The sequence below is a fragment of the Caenispirillum salinarum AK4 genome, from assembly GCF_000315795.1.
Taxonomy (GTDB): Bacteria; Pseudomonadota; Alphaproteobacteria; order Rhodospirillales; family Rhodospirillaceae; genus Caenispirillum; species Caenispirillum salinarum.
Genome location: NZ_ANHY01000003.1, coordinates 1 through 20,674, shown reverse-complemented (window position 1 = coordinate 20,674; position 20,674 = coordinate 1). Strand labels below are relative to the sequence as shown.

The 20,674-nt window shown below is 69.2% G+C and carries 15 protein-coding genes; 3 read left to right on the top strand and 12 right to left on the bottom strand.

The genetic code is table 11. The features are described 5' to 3' along the window. The first annotated feature begins 4 nt into the window (after nucleotides 1-4). Genes C882_RS01510 through C882_RS01500 form a run of 3 tightly spaced genes read left to right on the top strand, consistent with a single transcriptional unit; the run spans nucleotide 5 to nucleotide 2,181 of the window. The gene (locus C882_RS01510; protein ID WP_009538759.1) at nucleotides 5-952 is read left to right on the top strand and encodes a sodium-dependent bicarbonate transport family permease; all 948 of its coding nucleotides are present in this window, start codon (nucleotides 5-7) and stop codon (nucleotides 950-952) included. Beyond that, nucleotides 952-1,263: a P-II family nitrogen regulator gene (locus C882_RS01505; RefSeq protein WP_009538758.1), complete on the top strand. Its 312-nt coding sequence runs from the start codon at nucleotides 952-954 to the stop codon at nucleotides 1,261-1,263. The genes C882_RS01510 and C882_RS01505 overlap by 1 nt, the downstream gene beginning before the upstream one ends. A gap of 3 nt (nucleotides 1,264-1,266) precedes the next feature. Further along, complete coding sequence (locus C882_RS01500) at nucleotides 1,267-2,181, top strand: LysR substrate-binding domain-containing protein (RefSeq protein WP_009538757.1); 915 nt, start codon at nucleotides 1,267-1,269, stop codon at nucleotides 2,179-2,181. A gap of 7 nt (nucleotides 2,182-2,188) precedes the next feature. On the opposite strand, the gene C882_RS01495 is transcribed toward C882_RS01500, so the two are convergent. The 12 genes from C882_RS01495 to C882_RS01440 all read right to left on the bottom strand — a co-directional run bounded on the left by C882_RS01495 (nucleotide 2,189) and on the right by C882_RS01440 (nucleotide 20,076). After that, nucleotides 2,189-3,160, bottom strand: a complete 972-nt coding sequence (locus tag C882_RS01495; protein WP_083875644.1) for a vWA domain-containing protein — start codon at nucleotides 3,158-3,160, stop codon at nucleotides 2,189-2,191. Between the two features lie 102 nt (nucleotides 3,161-3,262). Continuing rightward, entirely contained in the window at nucleotides 3,263-3,790 is a 528-nt protein-coding gene (locus C882_RS01490) for a hypothetical protein (protein WP_009538755.1), read from the bottom strand. Nucleotides 3,791-3,842: 52 nt separating this feature from the next. Continuing rightward, nucleotides 3,843-4,586: an HlyD family secretion protein gene (locus C882_RS24860; RefSeq protein ID WP_009538754.1), complete on the bottom strand. Its 744-nt coding sequence runs from the start codon at nucleotides 4,584-4,586 to the stop codon at nucleotides 3,843-3,845. A 43-nt stretch (nucleotides 4,587-4,629) separates the two neighbouring features. Continuing rightward, complete coding sequence (locus tag C882_RS01480) at nucleotides 4,630-6,231, bottom strand: formylglycine-generating enzyme family protein (RefSeq protein ID WP_051999920.1); 1,602 nt, start codon at nucleotides 6,229-6,231, stop codon at nucleotides 4,630-4,632. Continuing rightward, nucleotides 6,224-7,459 (bottom strand): ABC transporter permease, encoded by a 1,236-nt coding sequence (locus tag C882_RS01475; protein ID WP_009538752.1) that lies wholly within the window; start codon nucleotides 7,457-7,459, stop codon nucleotides 6,224-6,226. Before C882_RS01475 ends, C882_RS01480 begins: the two co-directional genes overlap by 8 nt. Next, nucleotides 7,449-8,237 carry an ABC transporter ATP-binding protein gene (locus C882_RS24855; RefSeq protein WP_083875643.1) on the bottom strand — a complete coding sequence of 263 codons (789 nt, stop codon included), beginning with the start codon at nucleotides 8,235-8,237 and terminating at the stop codon, nucleotides 7,449-7,451. The genes C882_RS01475 and C882_RS24855 overlap by 11 nt, the downstream gene beginning before the upstream one ends. After that, the gene (locus tag C882_RS24850) at nucleotides 8,234-10,285 is read right to left on the bottom strand and encodes a vWA domain-containing protein (protein ID WP_009538750.1); all 2,052 of its coding nucleotides are present in this window, start codon (nucleotides 10,283-10,285) and stop codon (nucleotides 8,234-8,236) included. The genes C882_RS24855 and C882_RS24850 overlap by 4 nt, the downstream gene beginning before the upstream one ends. Nucleotides 10,286-10,302: 17 nt before the next feature. Further along, nucleotides 10,303-11,784 carry a hypothetical protein gene (locus C882_RS25640; protein ID WP_043643013.1) on the bottom strand — a complete coding sequence of 494 codons (1,482 nt, stop codon included), beginning with the start codon at nucleotides 11,782-11,784 and terminating at the stop codon, nucleotides 10,303-10,305. Between the two features lie 8 nt (nucleotides 11,785-11,792). Next, nucleotides 11,793-14,507, bottom strand: coding sequence for a virulence factor SrfC family protein (locus C882_RS01455; protein ID WP_009538748.1), 2,715 nt, complete (start codon nucleotides 14,505-14,507; stop codon nucleotides 11,793-11,795). A 30-nt stretch (nucleotides 14,508-14,537) separates the two neighbouring features. Next, the gene (locus tag C882_RS01450) at nucleotides 14,538-17,519 is read right to left on the bottom strand and encodes a virulence factor SrfB (RefSeq protein WP_009538747.1); all 2,982 of its coding nucleotides are present in this window, start codon (nucleotides 17,517-17,519) and stop codon (nucleotides 14,538-14,540) included. Nucleotides 17,520-17,560: 41 nt separating this feature from the next. After that, nucleotides 17,561-18,847 carry a hypothetical protein gene (locus C882_RS01445; protein ID WP_009538746.1) on the bottom strand — a complete coding sequence of 429 codons (1,287 nt, stop codon included), beginning with the start codon at nucleotides 18,845-18,847 and terminating at the stop codon, nucleotides 17,561-17,563. 5 nt (nucleotides 18,848-18,852) lie between these two features. Further along, nucleotides 18,853-20,076, bottom strand: a complete 1,224-nt coding sequence (locus C882_RS01440; protein WP_009538745.1) for a S1 family peptidase — start codon at nucleotides 20,074-20,076, stop codon at nucleotides 18,853-18,855. Nucleotides 20,077-20,674 lie beyond the last annotated feature (598 nt).

Sequence of the window (20,674 nt, the reverse complement as noted above, 5' to 3'; positions counted from 1 at the left end):
TTCAATGGTCGATCCCGTCATTCTTTTCTTCGTACTGGGCGTGGCAGCCGGACTCATGCGGGCGGACCTGCGTCTGCCCGCGCCGGTCTACGAATTCCTGAGCTTCCTGCTGCTGCTCGCCATCGGCCTGAAGGGCGGCGTCGAGCTGGCCAACCAGTCGCCGCTGGCCCTGCTGCCGCAGATTGTCGTGATCGGGCTGATGGGCACGCTGATGCCCTTCATCGCCTTCCCGGTGCTGCGCTTCCTGGGCCGCATGAACCGCGCCGATTCGGCATCCATCGCCGCGCACTACGGCTCGGTCAGCGTCGGCACCTTCGCCGTCGCCGTTGCCTACCTGAACTTCCGCGAGATCAGCTTTGAAGAGTACATGCCGCTGTTCGTGGTGGTGCTGGAGGTTCCGGCCATCATCATCGGCATCATGCTGGCCCGTGGCGTCAGCCGCGACACGGCCTGGGGGCGCATGGCCCATGAGGTGTTCCTGGGCAAGAGCATCGTGCTGCTGGTCGGCGGCCTGCTGATCGGCTGGGCGCTTGGGGCCGAGGGCGTGGAACCCATCGCGCCGATGTTCTTCGACCTGTTCAAGGGCGTCCTGGCGCTGTTCCTGCTGGAAATGGGCCTGATCGCGGCCGCCCAGATCTCGGTGCTGCGCCGCCACGGCGTGTTCCTGGTCGCCTTCGGCATCGGGATGCCGCTGGTCGGCGCGGTGATCGGTACCGGCGTCTCCCTTCTGCTGGGGCTGTCGCTGGGCGGAACCGTGATCGTCGCGACGCTGGCGGCCAGCGCCTCCTACATCGCGGTCCCGGCGGCCTTCCGCCTGATCGTGCCGGAAGCCAACCCGACTCTATCCCTGACCGCCTCCCTCGGCGTAACGTTCCCGTTCAACGTCATCGCCGGCATACCGATCTATCATGCCATGGCCGGCGTGGTTCATGGACCGGGAGGAGTGTTCTGATGTCCGTCACATCCGCCACCAAGCGCAAGCGCGTCACCATCATCACCGAGGCCGCCATCGAGGGACGGCTCCTTGACGACGTGGAGAAGCTGGGCGCCCACGGCTACACCATCAGCGAGGCGCGCGGCAAAGGGGGCCGCGGCGTCCGCAGCGGGTCCTGGGGGCCCTCGGCCAACATCCGCGTCGAGGTCATCTGCGACGACGCCACCGCCGACCGGATCATGCGTCACCTGTGGGACCACTACTACAATGACTATGCGATGATCCTGTTCGCGCATGATGTCGAGGTGCTGCGCCCCGAAAAGTTCTGACCGGTGCCCACGCCCCTGCCCCCGTTCGACTTCGACCTGCTGCGCAGCTTCGTTGCGGTGGCGGACCATGGCGGCTTCACGCGGGCGGCGGCGCGGCTGGGGCGGACGCAGTCGGCGGTCAGCCTGCAGATCAAGCGGCTGGAGGAGGCCCTGAACCAGCAGGTGTTCATCCGCGACCGGCGGGGCATCTACCTGACCACCGAGGGCGAAATCCTGCTGACCTACGCCCGCCGCCTGCTGAAGACGGCCGACGAGGCCCGCGTCCGGCTGCTGGAGCCCGACGTGGGCGGCGTGGTGCGCCTGGGCACGCCCGAGGATTTCGCGACGCTGCACCTGCCCGACGTGCTGTCGCGCTTCGCCCGCGCGCACCCGCAGGTCAGCCTGGAGGTCAACTGCGACTACACCGCCAACCTGCTGGAAGGGTACGGCAAGGGGCAATACGACCTGGTGCTGTGCAAGCGCGAGCCCCAGGGCGGCGGCGCCATGAGCGCCGGCGGCAGCGGACCTGAGGCCGACGAGGCGGCCAGCGTTTGGCGCGAGCCGCTGGTCTGGGCGGGATCGGAGCGCCTGAGCCTGCCGCCCGAGGCCGAGGTGCCGCTCGTCCTGGCACCGAACCCCGACATCTATCGCCGCCGCGCCGTCTCCGCCCTGGACGCGGCGGGGCGGCACTGGCGCACGGTCTACACCAGCCCCAGCCTCGCCGGCATTCAGGCGGCCGTGCGCGCCGGCCTCGGCGTCACCATCCTGCCGAAGGAAATGGTCCGCCCCGGCCTGATGATGCTGGGGCCGGACCAGGGCCTGCCGGAGCTGGCCGACACCGAAATCGTCCTCCTGCGCGCACCGGGCACGACGGCCAAGGCCGCGGGCCTGCTGGCAGAGCACATCACGCGCTCCCTCGGCAAGCCCGGCAGCCATTGATGAAAGATCAGGCGCCCACGCAGGTGCCGAAGATTCCCTCGAACAGGGCGTCCAGCAGACCGGAACTGTCGGAGGTGATGGGAATCACGACGCCGGACCCGGTGTCTTCCGTCACCTGCCGGTAGAAGGCCTGGGCCCCGCCCGAGGCGACGAGGAAGATCGGCGTCACGCCGGTGGCCTGCAGGCGCTCCTTCAGGATGGCGCGGCTGGGGTAGTCCTCGTTGAGGCCGTCGCCGTCGGCGATGCCGTCTTCCGGCGCCGGCGCGTCTTCCCAGTCGCCGGCGACATGAGCGGGGGCATCCGTGACGATCACCAGGAACTTGCGCGCGTCGGGACGGAAGCCCATGTCGTCCATGGCGCCCAGTACCTCGATCATCGCCTCGAACTGGGCTTCCTCGCCGGTGTTTCCGCCGCTGTCGATGGTGAAGGCGCGGACGGCCTCCGACACCTTCGGCAGGTCGTCGGTGATGGAAACCGCCGAGCGGAAGGAATAGTCCCGCGAGGGGTCGCCGAACGGCCGGATCGGCTTGTCGGTGAAGCTGCCGGCGCCCAGGCGGAATCCCGCCGGCAGCCGCCCGTCTTCACCGCGGGCCACCAGATCCTCGATGGCGGCGACCAGGTTGGACAGGTCGTCGGAGAAAGAGCCCGACAGGTCCTGAAGCAGGTAGAGGTCGACGGCCACGTCCTCCCCCTCGAAGAGGCAACCGGCACCGCAGAACGGCGTGTCGTTCACCTCGCGTTCGAGACGGGTGATGGCATCCTCCAGGCCCCGCTGCTCAGCCTCCAGCGCGGCAAGCTCGTCGGCGCGCGAGGGAACCTTGCACCATTCGACCAGAACGGTGCCGTCGGGCAGCGCGAGGCCGCAGCCCTGCAAGGTCTTCCAGGCAAACACACCCAGCACCGCCGCAAGAACAAGCCACAGCCCGGCAACCAGGGCGATCATCCGGAGCGGCATCGGATAGCGTGAGCGGGAAGTCATGTGAGGGAACTCCAGGTCTGAGGCCTTGCTGCGGCTATTATTCTGCGGTGCTGGAAGACGTCCCCGGCACACCCGCGGGCGTGCCGGGGACGGCGCGGCACACTATTCGACCACGCCCATGTTGCCGAGGATGTCAGAGACCGCCGCCTTCTTGCGGGCGATCTCGCCCTGCAGCGCGGCGATCTGCTCGGGCGTGACGCTCGCAGCCGCCTGGACCTGCGCCAGGTTCTGCTCGGCCTCCGACAGTTCCTCGCGCAGGGCCGTAAGCTGGGCCCGCTGCGAGTCGTTGCGGGCGGTGACGGAGTCGATCCGCAAGCGCATGGCCGCCAGGTCGGCGTTCAGGCCGGCCAGCCGGTCTTCCAGCACGTCGGCATCGCGGGCCATGACTTCCGCCTCGGCCTGAAGCTCCGCGGTCTCGGCCGCCGTCAACTGGGTGCTGGCGACCTTCGCCCGCGTTTCCGCGCGGATCAGGGCCAGCCGTTCCTCGTAGCCGCCCCCCTGCTTGCAGGCGAAGTCCTGGAAGACGCTGTTGGCGTTCAGGGCGTCGCAGTTCTCCGCGGTGCCGGCGGCGCAGCCTGCGACCACCAGCGTCGCACCCAGCACGATGGCCGGTGTCGTGAATCGTTTCATGATGCAAACCTCGATGGAAAGCCGCCGGCAGTGTGCCGGCGCGGCAATGGCGTCAGGAGCTGGCCATCAGCGCTTCGGTGGCCTCGCGGTCCGACGTCAGCACCGCAAGCTGGCGGTCCAGGTTATCGGCCTCCTTCTTCAGGCTTTCATAGGTCGCCGTCAGTTTGGCCGTGTCGCCGCCGCGGTCGCGCTCGGCCTCGATGCGCTTTTCGATGTCGCCAAGCGAGTCACGCAGCTTGTCGCGCGAACCGCCGATGAGCATCTCGGCCTGCCTGGCCTCCTCCAGCGCCGCATCGTACTGTTCGCGGCTCGCGGCGCCGGATTCCATGCGCTCGCGCAGGCTCGCAAGGCGGCGGCCCTGCTGCGTGACCACCGCCTGGGCGGCCCGGTTCGAGGCGCGGGCGTCGTCCAGTTCCTGCGCCGCGACGGCCAGCGCCTGCTCCTCGCCCAGCTGCTGCTCCGCCAGCTGCGCCGTCTGGCGTCCCGCCTCGGCGCCGTAGGCCGCGCCCGCAAGGGCCCCGATGCCGCCGCCGATGAGGGCGCCGTCTTCACAGCTGGCACCGGCCACCGCAGCGATGATGCAGCCCGCGATGGCGCCCCCCGCCGCGCCGGCCAGGCCGGCCTGCACCGCGTACTGCTCGACGTAGTCCTCGCCGGCGTAGGAGGCGAGCTGGCGCTCGTCGGCGTTCATGTTCGCCTCGTCCAGCTTCGGCCCGCCGGTGGCGCAGGCGCTCAGCGTCGCCACCGCCGTCAGTGCGATGGCCCCTGTCTTCAGTCGCTTCATCATGCTGGTCATCGTCGTGTTTTCCCCTCTGCGTTTTGGTCCGTGGACGTCGCCCCTACAGCTCGCCCAATTCCTCAAGGTAGGCCTCGATATCGCCGCCACCGTCGCCCGCCCAGCGCTCCACCTGGCCGACGAAGGCCTGGGCGAAGCCCGCCATGCTTTCGGCACCGACGTCGCGCAGGCGCTGCCCGACGATCGCCGACTGGTCCGCCAGCAGGGCGACGGGATAATCCTCGGCCGTCTGACCGAGGACGGTGGTGTAGACCGATTGCGTGATCTTCAGTCGCTGGCGAATGTAGTGTCGCGTCTGCTCCGCCTCGGCGATCTGCGCCTCGGCATTCGTGCCGGTGCTTTCGCGGCGGATGGCGATGATCTTCTCGATGTTTTCCATGCGCCGGAGTTCGTCGCGGTACTGGCGGATGATCAGCGCGCCGGACTGGATGGCCGCCTGCACCGCCCGGCGCTCAACGTCGGCACGGTCCGACGCGTCTTCCCGGATTGCGGCGGCGATGTCGCGCATGACCTGCTCGGCCTCCACGTCCGAGGTCGCGCCGGCGGCCGCCTCCAGCGCCTCCGCCGGGCCGCGGGGTGCCGCATCGGCGGCCGCCGCCCGGGCCCCACCGTCCGACAGGCTTTCCCAGTCCTCGCGCAGCTCGGCGATGCGCTCGTGGCTGACCTGCACAGGGGCGGCGACGACCACCCGGAAGCCGGTCATCTCGGGCGTCCTGGCCTGGCCCGTGCGGGGGTTGAAGTAGTTGGACTCGGTGCGGCTTGCCGTGGTCAGCATGCTGCGGTCGGTCAGGCACGATCCGCCGCGGCTGACCATGCCGCCCACCTGGCCGTGGTGGCGCTGCACGCGGACCATGCGGAAGGGTTCCAGCATGATCTCCTCGACATTGCCCAGGATGTCGTGAAGCCCCAGCGGGTTGGGCTCCAACACGCCCACCGGCTGCAGATGGCCCTGGCATGAGGACGACCCCTGGAACCAGGCCCAGCGCGAGATGTCCCCGTCCATGGGGAAACGCGGCGCCATGAAATCGTCCTCGGTTACGGCGCGGCCGCCGCGGGCGGCGAACTCCCACTCCGTTTCCGTCGGCAGCCGGATGAAGGCCGGGTCGCCGTCTTCGTGCGGCAGGCTCTCGCGCGCGTTCTGCAGCAGCCACTCGGTGTAGGCGCGGCCGAAGTGCACGGCGTCGAACCACGACACGCCGTCCTTGGGCAGCCGCCCCATCATGTTCGGCCGGCCGCACTCGCCGCCGATGACGGCGTTGTACTGGTCGGTCGTCACCTCGTATTTGCCGATCAGCAGGTGACGGGTGGCCGGATCGTTGTTCTCGCTGAGGGACCCCGCCACATGGCCGCGGTTCAGGTAGGAGGCGAACGCTACCTCGGCCTGCGGCGACCCCAGCCTGACCCTGTCGTCCGTCAGCCAGTTCCCCGGCAGCGTCGTCGGCACCTTGCGGAACGCCATGGCGCCGCCGCAGGGCATGGGAAGGATCACGTCGTCGTCCGCGGCCTTGGGATTCCACATCCCTTCCGGCCATTCGATCGCCGGCGCGTCGGCGGCCGCCGCCGGCGCCGGCGATTCGCCCAGGCCCGTCGCGACAAGAGCAGCGGCCGCGGACACGGCGGCGAAGACATGACGCAGTCTAGACATCGGTCAATCCCTTGCTCGGGTCGATCCTTGCCACCACGTTCGCAGCCGCGAACGAAGCGATCAGCGACAGGACAACGGTGCCTGCCGCGGCGGTAAGCACATGATCGGGCCGGGTGCTGCACACCTGCGTGCCGACGGCGAGGCCCTCGCTGAAAAAGGCGTCGATGGTGGCGCAGGTGCCCGTCGCCATCCCGGTGGCGAGCAGGACGCCGGACACAGCGATCATCACCGCCTGCGCAACCGGAAAACCGGCCACCGCGCCGCGCTCCATGCCCTGGAGGCGGATGAGGCTGATCTCGGCGGTCTTGCGGGCCACGTTGGACCAGAGGGTTGCGCCGAAGGCGATGGAAACCCCAAGCGCCGCCACCACCGTGATGATGACGAAGATGGCCGTCAGGCTGCGGTCCAGGCCCTGTATCGCCTTCACGTCGCCAAGGCGGGAGCGGACGTCGAAGCCCATGGCCGTCAGGTCGGTCACCAGCGGTTCCACCGCATCCAGGCCCGACGCATAAAGCCGGATGTTGGGGTAGCTTTCGCCGCGCGGGCCATCGGCGCGGCCGTCGGTCCAGCCGCGCCGGGGGACGGCGTTGCCGTCGCGCCAGCGCTCCACGTCCACCAGGGTATTCAGGCTGACCAGGGCGCCGCGCGCGTCCCACAGGCCGGGAGCGACCACGCCGGCGACGCGCAAGGCCAGGAAGACGTTCTGTTCGGCGCCGTCGAGCCGGCGCGAGATAACCGCCTCCACCGTGCTGCCCGGCGCGGCGTCCAGCGCGGTCGCCAGGGCAGAGGACAGCACGACGGCATCGTCGCCCGGCGCCGCCAGGCCCTCCGGCAGGAGCGGGTCGCCCGCGCCGGACGCCAACAGGGATGCACGTTGCATGTGCATGGCGCCGTTGTCGCCGCTGCGGCGAATGATTTCCACCGTGGCCGCCAGGGTTCGGGTATGCGCCTGGATGAAGCCGACCTCGGGCCGGGCCCGCATGGCGGCGATCCATTCGGCGTCATACTCGGCCTCTTGCAGCACCGAGACCTGCAGCGTGCGTACGTCCGAGGCCAACTCGTCCGTCAGGTGGCCCATGACCCCGGACTTGAGGCCGTAGAGCACCAGCAACGGCGCGATGACGGCGGCCAGCGCGAGCACCTGGCACCCGAAGCTCACGGCCTCGTGGCGGAGGTCGCGCCATCCCAGGACACAGGCGAAGCCAAGCCGGCGGAGTTTACTGGACACGGGGCGCCTCCGCCCGGGCCGACGGCCCGCCACCGACGGGGCGCCGGCCGGCCGGCTCCCTGTGGAACACGGTCTGGGCGCCCGGAAGAACCTGCGCCGGCACGATCTCGAATCCAAAGCTTTCGCACAGCGCCAGGTCGTGGCTGGCGACCACAAGGGCCACGCCGCGTTCCTGCGCCTGCTCGACCAGCAGCCGCATGACTTCCGCGGCATTGTCGCGGTCCAGGGAGGCCGTGGGCTCGTCCGCCAGCACGATGAACGGACGGTGAGCCAGGGCCCGGGCGATGCTCACCCGCTGGCGCTGCCCCACCGACAGCGCATCCGGCCGGCGCTTGAGCACGCCGGCGACGCCCAGCCGCTCGGCCAGTGCACGGGCGTCCTGCACGGAGCGTCTGCCGTTGAGCGTCTGCGTGAAGGTCAGGTTCTGCTCCACCGTGAGGAACGGCAGAAGGCACCCCACCTGCTGAACGTAGCCGAAGGCACTGCGGCGCAGGCGCGTCAGGGCGTCGTCGCGCCCCTTGCGCCACAGCGCGTTGGCGTCGACCACCTTGCGTCCGCCCTCCGCGCGGATCAGCAGGCTTCCCTGCGGATCGGGACGCATGGCAAGCGCCAGGATGTTGATGAGCGTGCTCTTGCCGCTGCCGCTCTGCCCCATCAAGGCCAGGCGGTCCCCGGTCCGCAGGTCCAGCCGCGGCACGGACAGCGAAAAGGTGCTGTCCGCCGACTGGCGCCGGACGGCGAGATCGCGGCACGAGAGCACGGTCACACCCGGTGTCATGGCAGCAGGTCCAGCGGGATCGGGTAGACCCATTCGTCCTCCGGCGCGCCTTCGGCCAGCTTGACCCAGTTGTCGGCGTCGTCGTGGAAGTGCTGGTAGGCCCGCAACTTGGACCGCACGGTGGTCAGCACCCGGTCCTGGAACGAGGGGCTTGCGTCCAGCCAGGTGTCGGCGCTGATGTCCATGAGCTGGCTGCTGTAGGGCAGGTCTTCCAGGTATTCGCCCAGAAGGTCGCCCAGGTTGTCCAGGCTGGCCGGATCGCTGATGGCCGGCGCGCCGGCCTCCAGCGCGGACGGGTCGCGCGCGGCCCGGGCCACCACGGTGCGCAACTGGTCGAAGAAGCGTTCCGGCGCGTCGTCCAGCACCGTCTGGCCGGCTTCCAGCACCATTTCCAGGGCGGCGGCCATGCGGCTGAGCTGCTTTTTGGTCAGCAGGACGCGAACCTCGAACGCCTTGCGGCTGGGATCGTCCAGGGCGAAGTCGGGCGCCCAGGCCTCGAACACGTCGGGCGCCGTCGTGCCGCGGGCCCGGCCGAGCCATGCCATCTGCATGGCCTGGCCGATGTCGTCGGCCGACGCCAGGAAGGCATCACGGGCACCGCCGTCCGCCGCCGCGCCGCCGCCGCCGGACGAGCACGACACGCCCCGGGCCGGGCCGCTGCCGGCGGGCGACGCCGGCGCCGGCGCGGTGCCGACGGACGCGGCGGCCGCCTCGATCTGGTTGATCAGCGTGCGGGTCAATCCGTCGATCGTGGGGCCGAAATCCTCCAGCCGGCCCTCGGGGACGGAGTAGAACGGCGCGGCCGTGCAGTCGTTCCAGTACGACAGTTCACGCAACTGCTCCTCGGCCCGCGCATGGTAGGCGGTGCCCGCCGGCGTCGCCAGCAGCATGGAGAACACGGCGATCACCTTGTCGCGCGACAGCCGGTTGATTTCCCGCGGACCCATGCCGGTGGCGGCCAGAGGGTCCGGCGGCTCGCGCACGCCGGCGTCGCTGATGAAGATGATGTAGCGGCCGCCGAAGTGCTTCCAGTCCTCGCTGCCGATGGCGGCCAGCACGCCCGCCAGTCCGTCTTCGTTGAAGCCGGCGCTGGTGACGGTGGAGACGGTGACGTCGTCCATGCGACGGAGGAAATCCTCGTGATCCGGCGGAATCTGAAGCGGCGCCACCACCTTGGTGACGTAGTCGAGGCCCGGCGCGGCATCGGTGTTGTCGCGGAACTCGACCAGCCCGAAGCTCACCTTGTCGCCGATCGACGAGTTGCGGACCTGCTCGTAGATGCGGTGCAGCGCCTCCCGCGTGCGGTCGATGTAGGGCTGCATGGAGATGGTGCTGTCGATGACGAACATGATGCCCGCCCGGAACTCGGAAGAGGCCTCGGGGCTTGCGGCATCCTCCTGCAGGGGGATCGAGGCCACGCGCACCAGCGACGCCCGCGTGCCCGTCGCCAGGAAGGTCATCTTGGCGTCCAGGACCGGCAGGAGATAGAAGTTGTCGCGCAGGTCGACCCATTCGCGGGGCTCGATGGACAGGACGCCCGATCCCGCCGGAGCCTCGCCGGCGCGTGCCTGATCGACGTACTCCGGCGCCAGGGCCGGCAGGCGCTCGCTTTCCACCAGGTCGCGCAGCGAATCCTCGTCATCGAAGAACAGGACGGGCAGGCGATCGGAGGGATTGTTGAAGGCGAGCACCATGGTGGTCTGCCACTCGACAGTCTCAGCGGCCTTGACCCATCCTGTCGGGTCGCCGCGCCGGGCCGGCCCCACCTGGAGCCATTCGCCGTCGGCACCGTCTTCGCGCGCGAAGACATAGTAGGCCGAAAAGGCGGCCGGCTCGTCGACGGACGCACCACCCACCGCGCCGGTGATCGTCGCATCCGGACGGGTCAGGACGCGCTGGTAGATGTCGGTCTTCCCGGGCACCAGCAGAGGCTCGGCCGCCGCCGGGCCGGGAACGGCCAGGGACGCGCAGGCAAGCGCCGCCAGCATGAAGGCGCGGCCGGTCCACCGGGCGAGACCGGCACCCTGCGTTATGAAGCGGGCTGACATGATTGTCCTCCTGGGGATTACGGGGCGCAGGCGGCCGCAGCCGCGCCGAGGTCAATGTCCAGGGCAAGGCGGGCCATGGCATCGCCACGGTCGGCCTGAGCCGCGATCGCGGACTGCACCTGGTCCAGCAAGCCGGCACCATCGGCGAGCCCCTGTTCACAGGCATCCGCCGCCAGGCGCAGGGCCTCGCCCGGATCGATGTCCGCGTAATGTTCCGCCAGCGCGCCCATGGACGGCGCGTGACCCTCACCGGCGTTGGCGCGGAGAAGCGGCACCGCCGTATCCGGATCGCCGGCGCGCAGGGCTTCCATCGCCATGTCGTAGCGCTCGGCCGGCGACAGGCTGCTCTCCGCCTCCGGCGCCGCTTCGGCGTCGGCGGGCGGCGCAGGCGCATCGGGGTCCGCCTCGTCGGTGGGCGCCGGATCGGTCGCTTCGGACGCGGGATCGGCCTCTGCCTCGGGCGCCGGACCGGCGTCCGCGGCGCCCGTCATGTCCTCCACGAAGGCCGTGATCTCGTCCCGGAAGACGTAGGCGGCTCCCCCCAGCGCGGCGAGGAGCACGACGATCAGCAGGATGAACGGCCAGAGCGGCCGGCGCTTTCCGGCCGCCTGCTCCGGGATGACCGTCGGGTCGGGAACGGGATCGGGGATCGGCGTCTTTTCCGGTTCCGGCGAAGTCTCACCCCCGTCGTCACCGTCCCCGCCGCTTTTGCCGTCGTCCTGCGGCTTCGGCGCAGGCTGCGGGACCGGCGGCTCGGGCTGCGGGGCCTGCCTGGCGTCCTTTGCCCTCTGGTTGGCCTCGCGCTCCTCCTTCTGCCGGCGAAGAAGATCGTTTACGTCGGTCGTGGGTTCGATCGGCGGCGTTGGCGTCGGCGTCTGCGGGCCCGGCTTCGCTCCACTGTCCGACTTCGGGGCGGGTTGCGGAGCCGGCTTCGGCGCAGGCGCAGGCGCAGGCGCAGGCTTGGGCGCCGTCTTGGGCTGCGGCTCCGGCTTCGGGTCCGGTCCGGGCCCAGGCGCGGGCGCAGGATCGGGGTCCGGCGTGGGATCGGGGACCGGGTCCGGCTTCGGCTCCGGCGTCTCCTCCGGCTCGGGCGGTTTGGCGCCTCCGTCGTATTCGATGGGCGGCTCGGCGCCGTCGTCCACGAAGTCCTGGCCGTCGCCCTCCGCATCGAGGTCCGTCGCCGGCAGGAGCGAAGGCCAGCGGAGCTGTTCGGAAACCTTGAGCGGCGGCACCGACACGGTCACGCCGGTGAATTCGTCGACGTTGTCGACGATCTCGGGGCCGAGAACCAGCACAAGCGACGACCCTTCGACACGAATCTTGCGCGGCTTGAACTGGTGCTCCGCCGCCTGCCAGCCGGTGCGCCCCAGGCAACTGTCGCTGTTGCTCTGCCGGGTGATGGTGACCCGCGGCTTCTTCCGGGCATCCCCCGCCTTGCCGGGCAGGACCAGCCGGGCAAAGCCGCCGCCGGGATGGGCCGGGTCCTGCTCTATCTTCATGCCGTGACTCACTGTGCGACCTCCGCCGGAACAAGCGCGATGATGCTGCCCATGCGGGCGTTCTGCTCGACGTCGATGACGCCGCCCTCGTTGGAGGCCGCGCTTTCCTCGGCCAGCAGGACGAGGCCCTTGAGCCAGTCACGCAGCGCCGCCCCGCGCACCCGGCGGAGTTCGTTGTTGTCGTCGGGCAGCACGGGCAGGCCGTCGACCACCTCCGGCGCCTCGCGCTTGAACAGGACATCGCCCTTGTTCTCGGCCTCGGGCCGGTCGCGGCCGAGGAAGTTGACGAGGCGGTTGATCTCCATGGCCGAAACCATGGCGACGCGGTGCATGTGTTCGTCGGGACGCTGGTGGTACTGGATGATGGGCTGCACCAGCTCCGCGATGCGGTTGGCGACCTTGTACCGGCGGGCGGCGATCTCCAGTTCCTGCACCACGGCGGCGAACTCGGCCGGTCCCAGGCCGTAGGTCTGGGTCAACTTGGCGTTCTGCGCCGCATCGCTGATCCGCATCAGCCAGCGCCGGACGGCCGCCTCGCCGTAAAGCGCCGCGAGCCCCTGCTTGACCGGGGCGGTCTCCTCGCCCGCGGCCGGTGCGGCGCCGGCTCCGTCGCCCTCGTCGAACAGATCCCCGAGATCAATGGCCGCCGTGCCGTCGAACCCCGCGTCCGCCATGGCGGGAACCGCTTCGGCGGCGGAGTCCGCCGGCGCCACATCGCCGGTCTCACCCCGCGCCACGTCCAGAAAGACCGTGGCCATGGTGTCTTCGTCGGTCTCCAGGGCGGCGATGAACTGGCCGATGAGCGCGACCTTGGACTGCAGGCACTTGACCACCTTCATGGCCTCGGCCCGTCGTTCGGCCACGCGCTGCGCGACGTCGCCCGCTTCGTAGAACTCCGTCAGCGTGTTGCGCATGCGCTCGGCAAGCGACAGGGCGCGCGGGCGGATCTGGTTGAACTTGAGGTCCGGGTCGCAGGTCGGCGCCAGCTTCTTGGCGATGTAGGAAATGCCGCCGTCGTTCAGCGACAGGATGGCGTCGACCCTCTCGTCGGGATCGGCGACGTGCTCCTGCACGAAGCTGATTTCGCGGAAGGTCTGCTTGAACCGTTCCATCTCCGGCGCGTCCAGCAGGCCGGTTTCCTGCGGCACGAATCCCTCCGGGGCGCCATCGGGCGCATCCTCGTAGGCGAACAGGTCGCGGCGCTGGAACTTGGGATTCCGCGCGAACACCACGTTGTCGAACGGCTGGTCGCCGGCCCACCGCTTCATCCACGACTGGTAGAACGTGATGTCCTTCCGCAGACGCGCCGACACCGACTCTTCCATCGTGGCGCCGGCCTTGCGGTCGAACAGGGTGTCGGCCTTGGTCATGCAGAGCATCAGGGCGGTCTTGCAGTTCAGGCGATCCTGCGCCGTGGCCCCGTGCGTGCGGGCCACCCAGCGCTGGATCAACTCCGCCAGCTTGCGGACCTCCTGGTTGCGGTCGTCCGAACACAGGAGCATGGTGTTCAGATCCAGCTCGGCCGAATACTTGTCGAACAGCACGGCGATCTTGCCGCGCAGGAAGCAATAGGCGCGGTTCTGGGGCTTGGTGTCCTCGCCGCCCCGGAAGAACTCCGTCGCGGTCTTGCTCTCACGGCCGCGGGCGCCGGGGAAATCCAGCAGGTCGGTGTGCTCGAGGAACGGCCAGGGCTTGTCTTCCAGCGTCACCAGAAGTTCCGCCGTCAGCGCCGTGACCACCGCCTTGCGCAGGCTGGCGGTGCGGCCGTTTTCCGCCATGACGGTCACCTGGTCCACGCCGTCCTGGGCGAAGCTGCCGTCCTCGTTGGCGGGGTCGAGGTGGTAGATGGTCTGGACGTGCAGCACCCCGCGCGCACGGTCGCGGATGGCGTCCAGCGGCACATAGACGAAGCCCGGGTGGCCGATGCTGTCCAGCGCGCCCCGCAGTTCAAGGTACAGGTCCGTGAACTCGGGTATTTCACCCCACAGCGGCGCCACCAGCTTGGCCCGTTCCGCCGCCCTGAGGTTCGGCGCGAGGCGCTCCAGCGTCAGCCAGTATTCCTCGCGCAGGGCCTCTTCCTTGTTGAGCGGGTGGTCCTCCAGTTCCTCCTGGATGTACTGCTCCAGGTCCAGGATGGATTCCACGGGAAGGCCCGGCTGCACCGCGTCCTGCCGCACGCTCTCCGCTGCCCCCGTCAGTTCCGTAAGGACCGCCTGGCTGAAGGCGCGCTCCGGCTTGGCGCGCAGGTCCAGCGTGAAGGTGTTGGCCAGGATCTTGATGATGTCGCCTTCGGTCAGCAGCCGCAGGGTGACAGGATAGTCGTTCGACGGCGGCCGGCGGTGCCGGATGGAAAAGCGCGTCACCAGGCCGGTGGTCTCGTCGCCGCCGGTGGGATTGACCTCGCTCAGGAAGTCCATGCGCACCGGGTTCTTCTCGTCGCCGAAGATCACCTTGATGGGGTTGTCCTTCGGGGCGATGAAGCTGCCGGTCAGAAACGACTTGCCGGCCTGGCTGGCGCCGAAGACGCCCACCGACATGGGCCGTTCGGCGGCATTCGCCAGCTTCAGGGCCTCGACGGCGTTCTTCTTGAACAGACGCTCCAGATTGGCGCGGCGGTATCCGACGATCTTTTCGTTGTCGCCGAACCAGTCCAGCGCCTGCCTGCACGCCGCAGCCATGTCTTTGCACTGCTTGCCCAGCACGGCATCCTTGTCACGCAGCATGGTTTTCCTCTTGCCCCTGAACTGGTTCGATTACTTGCCGGCGGTCGGCGCGATGCGCAGCACGCCGCTGTCCAGCCAGTACCCGGAATCGCCCTGCGCCTCGTTGCGCAGGGTCTGCAGGCGGAACTTGATCCCGTTGCGGCAGGTCTTCCGGTCGGCGTCCTCGGCGTCGACGACCTTGAAGTCCTCCAGCCCCGCCTCGTCGGCGCCCTCCTCCAGCACCTGCCGCTCCATCTCAACCCGGATGGGCAGCCGCAGCTTGGCGAGACGGTCGTGATCGCGGAAGGTCAGGTAGTACAGCGGCGTCGTCTTCCAGCGGGCCAGCGGCAACTGGCGGAAGCCGATGAAGGTCGGCCCCTCCATTTTCAGCTCGAAGCCGACCACGCCGTCGCCGGTGTCGAAGTCGACGTTATGGATCAGGACGTTGTCGTCGGTGATTTCGCCGCGCTGGTTCATCACGCCCAGGTAGCGGGCGGTGGACTTCATCTTGATCTCGCTGGACTTCATGAAGAAGCCCGGCATACGGCCCTCGCACATCAGGCACAGCATGGCGCCGACGGCGGCGGTCGTCTTGGGGTCGCGGATGCGGAAGTCGTTGGAGCGGAACGGGTACCAGTTGAAGACCTCGTACTTGTGCATCGCCACCACCCGGTTCGGTGGCACCGGCAGGCTGGTGTTGATGCGGTCGCGCACGACGGGCAGCCGCGACGGCCGGCCGGACAGCAACAGAAGGTCGCACTGGTAGTGGCGGACGACGTCGCACAGGTCGTCAAGCATGCCGCCGATCACCGCCGTGACCTGCGCCGCCATGCGCCGCGGCGCCATGGTCAGCGTCACGTCCTCGATGCGGAAGTCCGCCGCGCCGCGCCGCTCGGCCTCGCGCTCCAGATAGGCCCGGACATGCGCCTGCGGCGGATGTCCGGCGGCCAGAAGCTCGCCCACCTTGAAGGTTTCCTCACCGGCCGTGCGGCGCCCGTCCACCGCCTCGTAAGCCCCCAGAAGGCCCAGTGCCGCCGGCGTGAGCACCTGCTTGACGAAGTTCACCCGAAGCGTCCGGTCCTGCTCCGCCGTGCCTTCGCGATCACCGCCGAACAGGTCGGTGATCAGGCCGTGCGCGGCAGCCGGCGACAAGCCGCACTCGGCCAGATGCTCCACGAACCGCGGCAGGACCAGTTGCTCGACAACCGTCTTGACGATGTCGTCGCCGGCCAGACGGAAGCCCTCCCGGAACAACTGGCGCGGATGGACGATGCTTTTCCCTTCAACCTCATGCTCGATGATCATCAGGTCGGTGGTGCCGCCGCCGATGTCGATGCTGGCGATGCGCAGCGCCGGCCCGCCGTCGGGTCCCTTCCGCCCGCCGCCGAGCAGATCGAACAGCTCCCGCGGCTGCCCCTGGTACTTCCAGTTGATTTCGTTGTGCAGGTAGACCAGGTGCGTGCACGTCGCCTCGTCCCAGTCCATGCGGATGGTCGGCGCCTTGTGCAGCGGGTCGTTCTCGCCCCACCGCATGATGCGCGCGAGCAGTTCCCAGGCGTCGCTGGCGAACCGCTTCAGCGCCTTCTGCTCGGCCAGCGGCGTCGCCGACGGCAGAGTGAGGATCAGGTTGTTCAGGCGCCGCGGGATGTCGCGGTTGGCGCGCTGGCTGCGCAGGCCCGGCGAATTGATCTGCACCAGCGCGTGGGACAGAAGCTCCACCAGCATCAGGGTGTAGAGCGACGCCCGCGAGTACCGGGGCGAGGTGCCCACCGTACGGCCCGCTCCGCCCAGAAGCTGCCCGTCTTCGGTCAGTTCGGCGGTCATCGGGCCCTTGATCTCCTCCGGGTCCTCTCCCGGCGGCGTCAGGCCGCGGGTGTTGGACCAGGGCTGTTGCCGGGCCTCCTTGTCCCACAGGTAGCGTTTAGGACTGGACAGGCCCGTGATGCCTTCGGTGCCGTCGGAGCGCGCGGCCAGCCACGACGCCTCGGGGCCGATACGCACGAGGCTCGGCCACCAGAAGGCGTTCTGCTGGCTGGTCCGGCGGGCATGGGCATAGCTGCCAAAGCGCGCGGGCGAGAACTCCACCCACGTCTCGAACGGGTCGGAATACGCCAGGTGCGGACGGGTCAGGTCGCGCAATTCCAGGCGGGTCGCGCCGCTGATGTCGAGCTGCTCCTCGTCCCGCGCCTTTTCGATCAGGATGCCGCAGGTGCGGCTGTTGCCGACGTCGATCACCAGATCGACCTCGATGGGGCGCAAGGATGCCGGGCTGCTGACGGTGTCGATGAGCTTGATGCGCGGCACCTTGCAGGCCGCGTTCACGGCCTCGATCAGCATGACGTACTGCGCCCAGTATTCGCCGGGATCGATGTCCTCCTCCGGCACGGGACGGCCGCGGTGGCGCGCCATGCAGGCGAGGAAACGGTCCTTCAGCCAGCGGCGGATGGGCCGCGCCTCAAGGAAGAACATGATGGCTTCCGGATCGGAGACCAGCTGGAACTCCACCGGGTCCTGGGCGTCGCGCGGCTCCGGCGCCAGGTACGGCGCGTTCTCCCGCTTCGGCGCACCCAGCGTGGTGTCGAAGGCGATGGTGACGCGGTGGGTGTTGCCGTGCTCGTCGGGTTCGTCCAGCGCCGCCGTACGGAGCCGCGCCCAGCCGATGGGCCCGCGATCATAGGCGTCGGCGTTCTGCTTGGTCGTCGTGCGGCTGCGCAACACCGGAACGGGCAACCATTCGCTGTCCAGGATGGCAAGGGCCGGCCCGGCCCGATAGGAGTTGACCTCCTCGGCGGGCGCGACGCGGCCGTCGGGATACTCCTCGTTGACGTAGACGTGGCTGTCGTCGTCCTCCCGCAGCGGATGCAGGTGAATGACCGTGCCGCCGTCGGGGTCCTTCTCGTCGCGCTTCTCCGGCCAGAACGATCGGGACAGCTTGCTCAGATCGGACAGCTTCAGGCCGAAGTCGAGCATCTGAATGCCGCTGTTGGGCACCAGCGTGATGACATCGGGGAAATCGGTCAGTTTCTTCAGCATTGCTCTTCCCGTTCAGGCAGCCCGGCTATCGGCGGCCAGGGTCATTCGATGGTGAATTCAGTGACAGGGACCGCGCCGCCAGGCTCTGCGACTTCGCCCGAGAACTCCTGCACGTCGCTTCCGATGCTCACGCGCACCTGGAACGGAACCGGAGCGTTGCCGGCGCTGCGGCCCTCGTAGTTGTCGACGAAGACGCGGTAGACGCCGGGCGCCGCCTCGCCATCCGGCCAGAACACGTTCTCCACCGGGCTGGGCATGATGCTCGACGACTGGTTGTTGGCGTCGACGTCCAGCTCACCCCCGCACGACGAGCGCTGGGTGTAGTCGATCTGCGACCCGTCGGGGCAGCGCGCGACGAGATCGAGGTCGCTGTCACCGTCCCAGATCAGGGTGACCGTGATGTCGCCCGAGCTGCCACCGGCTTCCTCGCGCCGACGATCGAACTCCGACTCTTCCGGCGTCGGGGCCGGCGCGGGCGTCGGTTCCGGCACCACCCGCGGCGGCGGTGGCGGCGGCGGCTCACGTGGCACGCAGCGCGGAAGGTCTGCCAGTTGGTCCTCCAGCCGGTCGATCTCCGCCTGCAGTTCGACGCCGCGGCGCCGCTCCGCCGCCAGGTCGTCGCTCAGGGTCGGCGGCTGCGGGCAGTAGGACAGGAAGGTGTTGCCGAACGGAATGCCCAAAGCGCAGCCCCACAGCAGCAGCGCCATGATTGCTGTCACCAGCAGGGCGAACAGCACCCACAGCAGGTTCCACCAGCGCCAGCGACGGTCCACCAGGATGCGGCTGATCCGCCGCAGGATCGGCGGCGGCGGCGGACGGACGGGCTCGGGCGCGCGCGGACGCACGACCTCGTCGAGCACGCTCAGCCGGGGCGCCGCGACGTCCTTCAACGTTCCCCAGTTGACCAGCACCGGCCGGCCGTCCTGGACGTAGAGGACGTCGGTGTCCTCGGGCACGAACAGGGCGGTCGCCAGGGTCTCGCCCAGGCGCTTGTCCTCTTCGCGCATGCTTTCGCGCAACGCATCGGCACGGGCGCTGATCGCATCCGTCAGCCGGGCCGCCTCGGCACGGACACTTTCCTGCTCCGCCTCCGGCAGGCTGGATACGGGAACGGCCTCGGACTCGCTGTCACGCGGCGCGTACCATTCAACGACACCGTTTTCGTCAACCACCGGTTCGGCGAACAGGGCCGCATGGTCGGGGCCCAGTTGCCCGTCGTGTTCCAGGAAGGCGACGATCTGGTCCCAGGCGTCGAGCGTGCGGCGTTGGCCGACGCCGACGGGCCGCAGCCCGCCCAGCGTCGTTTCTGCGATGACGTGGCGGCTCATGGCGCTTACTCGGCCGGCGCCGGGGCCGCCGGCGCCGCATCGGCATCGGCATCGGCACCAGCGCCCGCTTCAGCCTCCGGGGCCGCAGCGCCGCCGGCGCCGCCGTCGGGCATGGGGAGCGACGGAGCCGGCGCGGGCGCGGCCGGCGGCTGGCAGGCCTCCGCCGGCCGCCGCATGGCAACACCGTTGGCGGCCAGGAACTCGGCCAGGACGTCGTGGGACAGCGCGTAGTTCATGCGCCGGAAGGTTTCCTCCGACCGCACGAAGGTGTTCACGCCGACGACGTTGCCGCACATGTCAATCAGCGGCCCGCCACTGTTGCCGGGCGAGATGGCGGCGCTGTGCAGGATCAGCTCGACGCCGGCGCCACCCTGGCGGGCGGTCACGATTCCATCGGTGAAGGAGACTTCCGGTGCCGAGGAAAGATCGCCGCTCATCAACTGCCGGAAGCTCTCGTCGGTTTCGGTCACCAGGCCGGGGAAGCCTGCCGCGATCACAGGCTGCATGCGCTCGACCTCCTGGGCGATGCTCAGGTGCGGCAGCGAGTCGGCTGCCGGCACGGTCAGGATCGCGAAGTCAGGCTGACCGAAGTCGCTGTTCGGCGTCATGGCGGCCACGGTCGCTTCCATGGCGGTGCCCGCCTCGTGGTTGATGACGAGGGCGGTGCCGCTGCCCTGCTCCACGACATGGCGGTTGGTGACCAGCACGCCGGGCGCCACGAAGAAGCCGGTGCCGGTTCCGACACCCGATCCGTCGGCCGACGGCGCGAGGACGAGGGCGGTGGAGCGGTCCATCAGCCCGACGAGGCTGCCGTCGGGACTGCCGGGCGGGACGGCTTCCCGCGGCGCGGGGAGGCTCTCGATTCGCGGTGCCGGCGGGCGGAGGGCGGCATCCAGCGGTGTCAACGTCAGGCCGTTGCCGCTGTCGCCGTACAGGGTCCCGTCTTCGACGCACACGGCGTTTTCCGCGAGCATCCGCAGTTCCCGCAGGCGCTCCTCGAGGGCGTCGTTGGCGTCACGCTGGGCCGCCACGAGATGGTCATCACTGACCGGCGGACGGGGGAAGAGCAGAATGCCCGGGATCGCGAGGATCACCAGCAGAACGGCGGCCACCACGCAAGCGATGGCAATGCCGAGCCACGGCCGCCCCACTTGCACGACTTCTTCCGTCACTTCCTCAATGACATCGCGACCTTCGGTGTCCTGGTTCTGCTTGTCGTCCGTCGTCATGCCTGCCCGCCGTTCGAGAAGGGGCACTACGTGCCCCTAAAGTGGTGCTGAGAGCACATCAGTACCGACAGGTCTCAGGGATAACAACGTTTTTTTTAAGGATTCAACCCGCAAGCGAAAGTCGGAATGCGGTGCAAACCACATGCTTCCAAAACAGCGACCATGACGGGTTCTTGCGCATCCTCCTCCGCATCCGCGACCGAAACCGCACCCGCAAACCCCGGCAAAAAGACGCGGCGCTGGTGGAATGGGAACCAGTGAATCACGATTCGGACGATGAAAGCCTGCGGTTGCCTCCGCAGACCGGGCCCACCGGCTGTGGCGGCCTTCGCCCCCGCCAGAGCGGCGGGCTCCGGCAGCGTGATGGCCGCCTTCGATGGCGGCTTCGGGGTGATTGCGGTGGTCGGGGGGCGACTCGGCACGTGCAAGGGCCGGCGCAGCGCCATCGGCCGTGGCGTCCGAAGGGCATGTCAAGCCCCGGCCCAGGGATCCCGCCCGCCGCCGCCCACGACGAAAAAAACCCGCCGTCGCGAGGACGGCGGGCTTTCTTGGCATCGGTGGTTGCGGGGGCAGGATTTGAACCTGCGACCTTCAGGTT

Bases quoted from the DNA above. Each gene is read 5' to 3' on its own strand.
- C882_RS01490 (WP_009538755.1), bottom strand. From the start codon at position 3,790: ATGAAACGATTCACGACACCGGCCATCGTGCTGGGTGCGACGCTGGTG.
- C882_RS24850 (WP_009538750.1), bottom strand. From the start codon at position 10,285: ATGTCAGCCCGCTTCATAACGCAGGGTGCCGGTCTCGCCCGGTGGACC.
- C882_RS01440 (WP_009538745.1), bottom strand. From the start codon at position 20,076: ATGACGACGGACGACAAGCAGAACCAGGACACCGAAGGTCGCGATGTC.
- C882_RS01510 (WP_009538759.1), top strand. From the start codon at position 5: ATGGTCGATCCCGTCATTCTTTTCTTCGTACTGGGCGTGGCAGCCGGA.
- C882_RS01480 (WP_051999920.1), bottom strand. From the start codon at position 6,231: ATGTCTAGACTGCGTCATGTCTTCGCCGCCGTGTCCGCGGCCGCTGCT.
- C882_RS01455 (WP_009538748.1), bottom strand. From the start codon at position 14,507: ATGCTGCGTGACAAGGATGCCGTGCTGGGCAAGCAGTGCAAAGACATG.
- C882_RS25640 (WP_043643013.1), bottom strand. From the start codon at position 11,784: ATGAAGATAGAGCAGGACCCGGCCCATCCCGGCGGCGGCTTTGCCCGG.
- C882_RS01450 (WP_009538747.1), bottom strand. From the start codon at position 17,519: ATGCTGAAGAAACTGACCGATTTCCCCGATGTCATCACGCTGGTGCCC.
- C882_RS01505 (WP_009538758.1), top strand. From the start codon at position 952: ATGTCCGTCACATCCGCCACCAAGCGCAAGCGCGTCACCATCATCACC.
- C882_RS24860 (WP_009538754.1), bottom strand. From the start codon at position 4,586: ATGACCAGCATGATGAAGCGACTGAAGACAGGGGCCATCGCACTGACG.
- C882_RS01445 (WP_009538746.1), bottom strand. From the start codon at position 18,847: ATGAGCCGCCACGTCATCGCAGAAACGACGCTGGGCGGGCTGCGGCCC.
- C882_RS01495 (WP_083875644.1), bottom strand. From the start codon at position 3,160: ATGACTTCCCGCTCACGCTATCCGATGCCGCTCCGGATGATCGCCCTG.
- C882_RS24855 (WP_083875643.1), bottom strand. From the start codon at position 8,237: ATGACACCGGGTGTGACCGTGCTCTCGTGCCGCGATCTCGCCGTCCGG.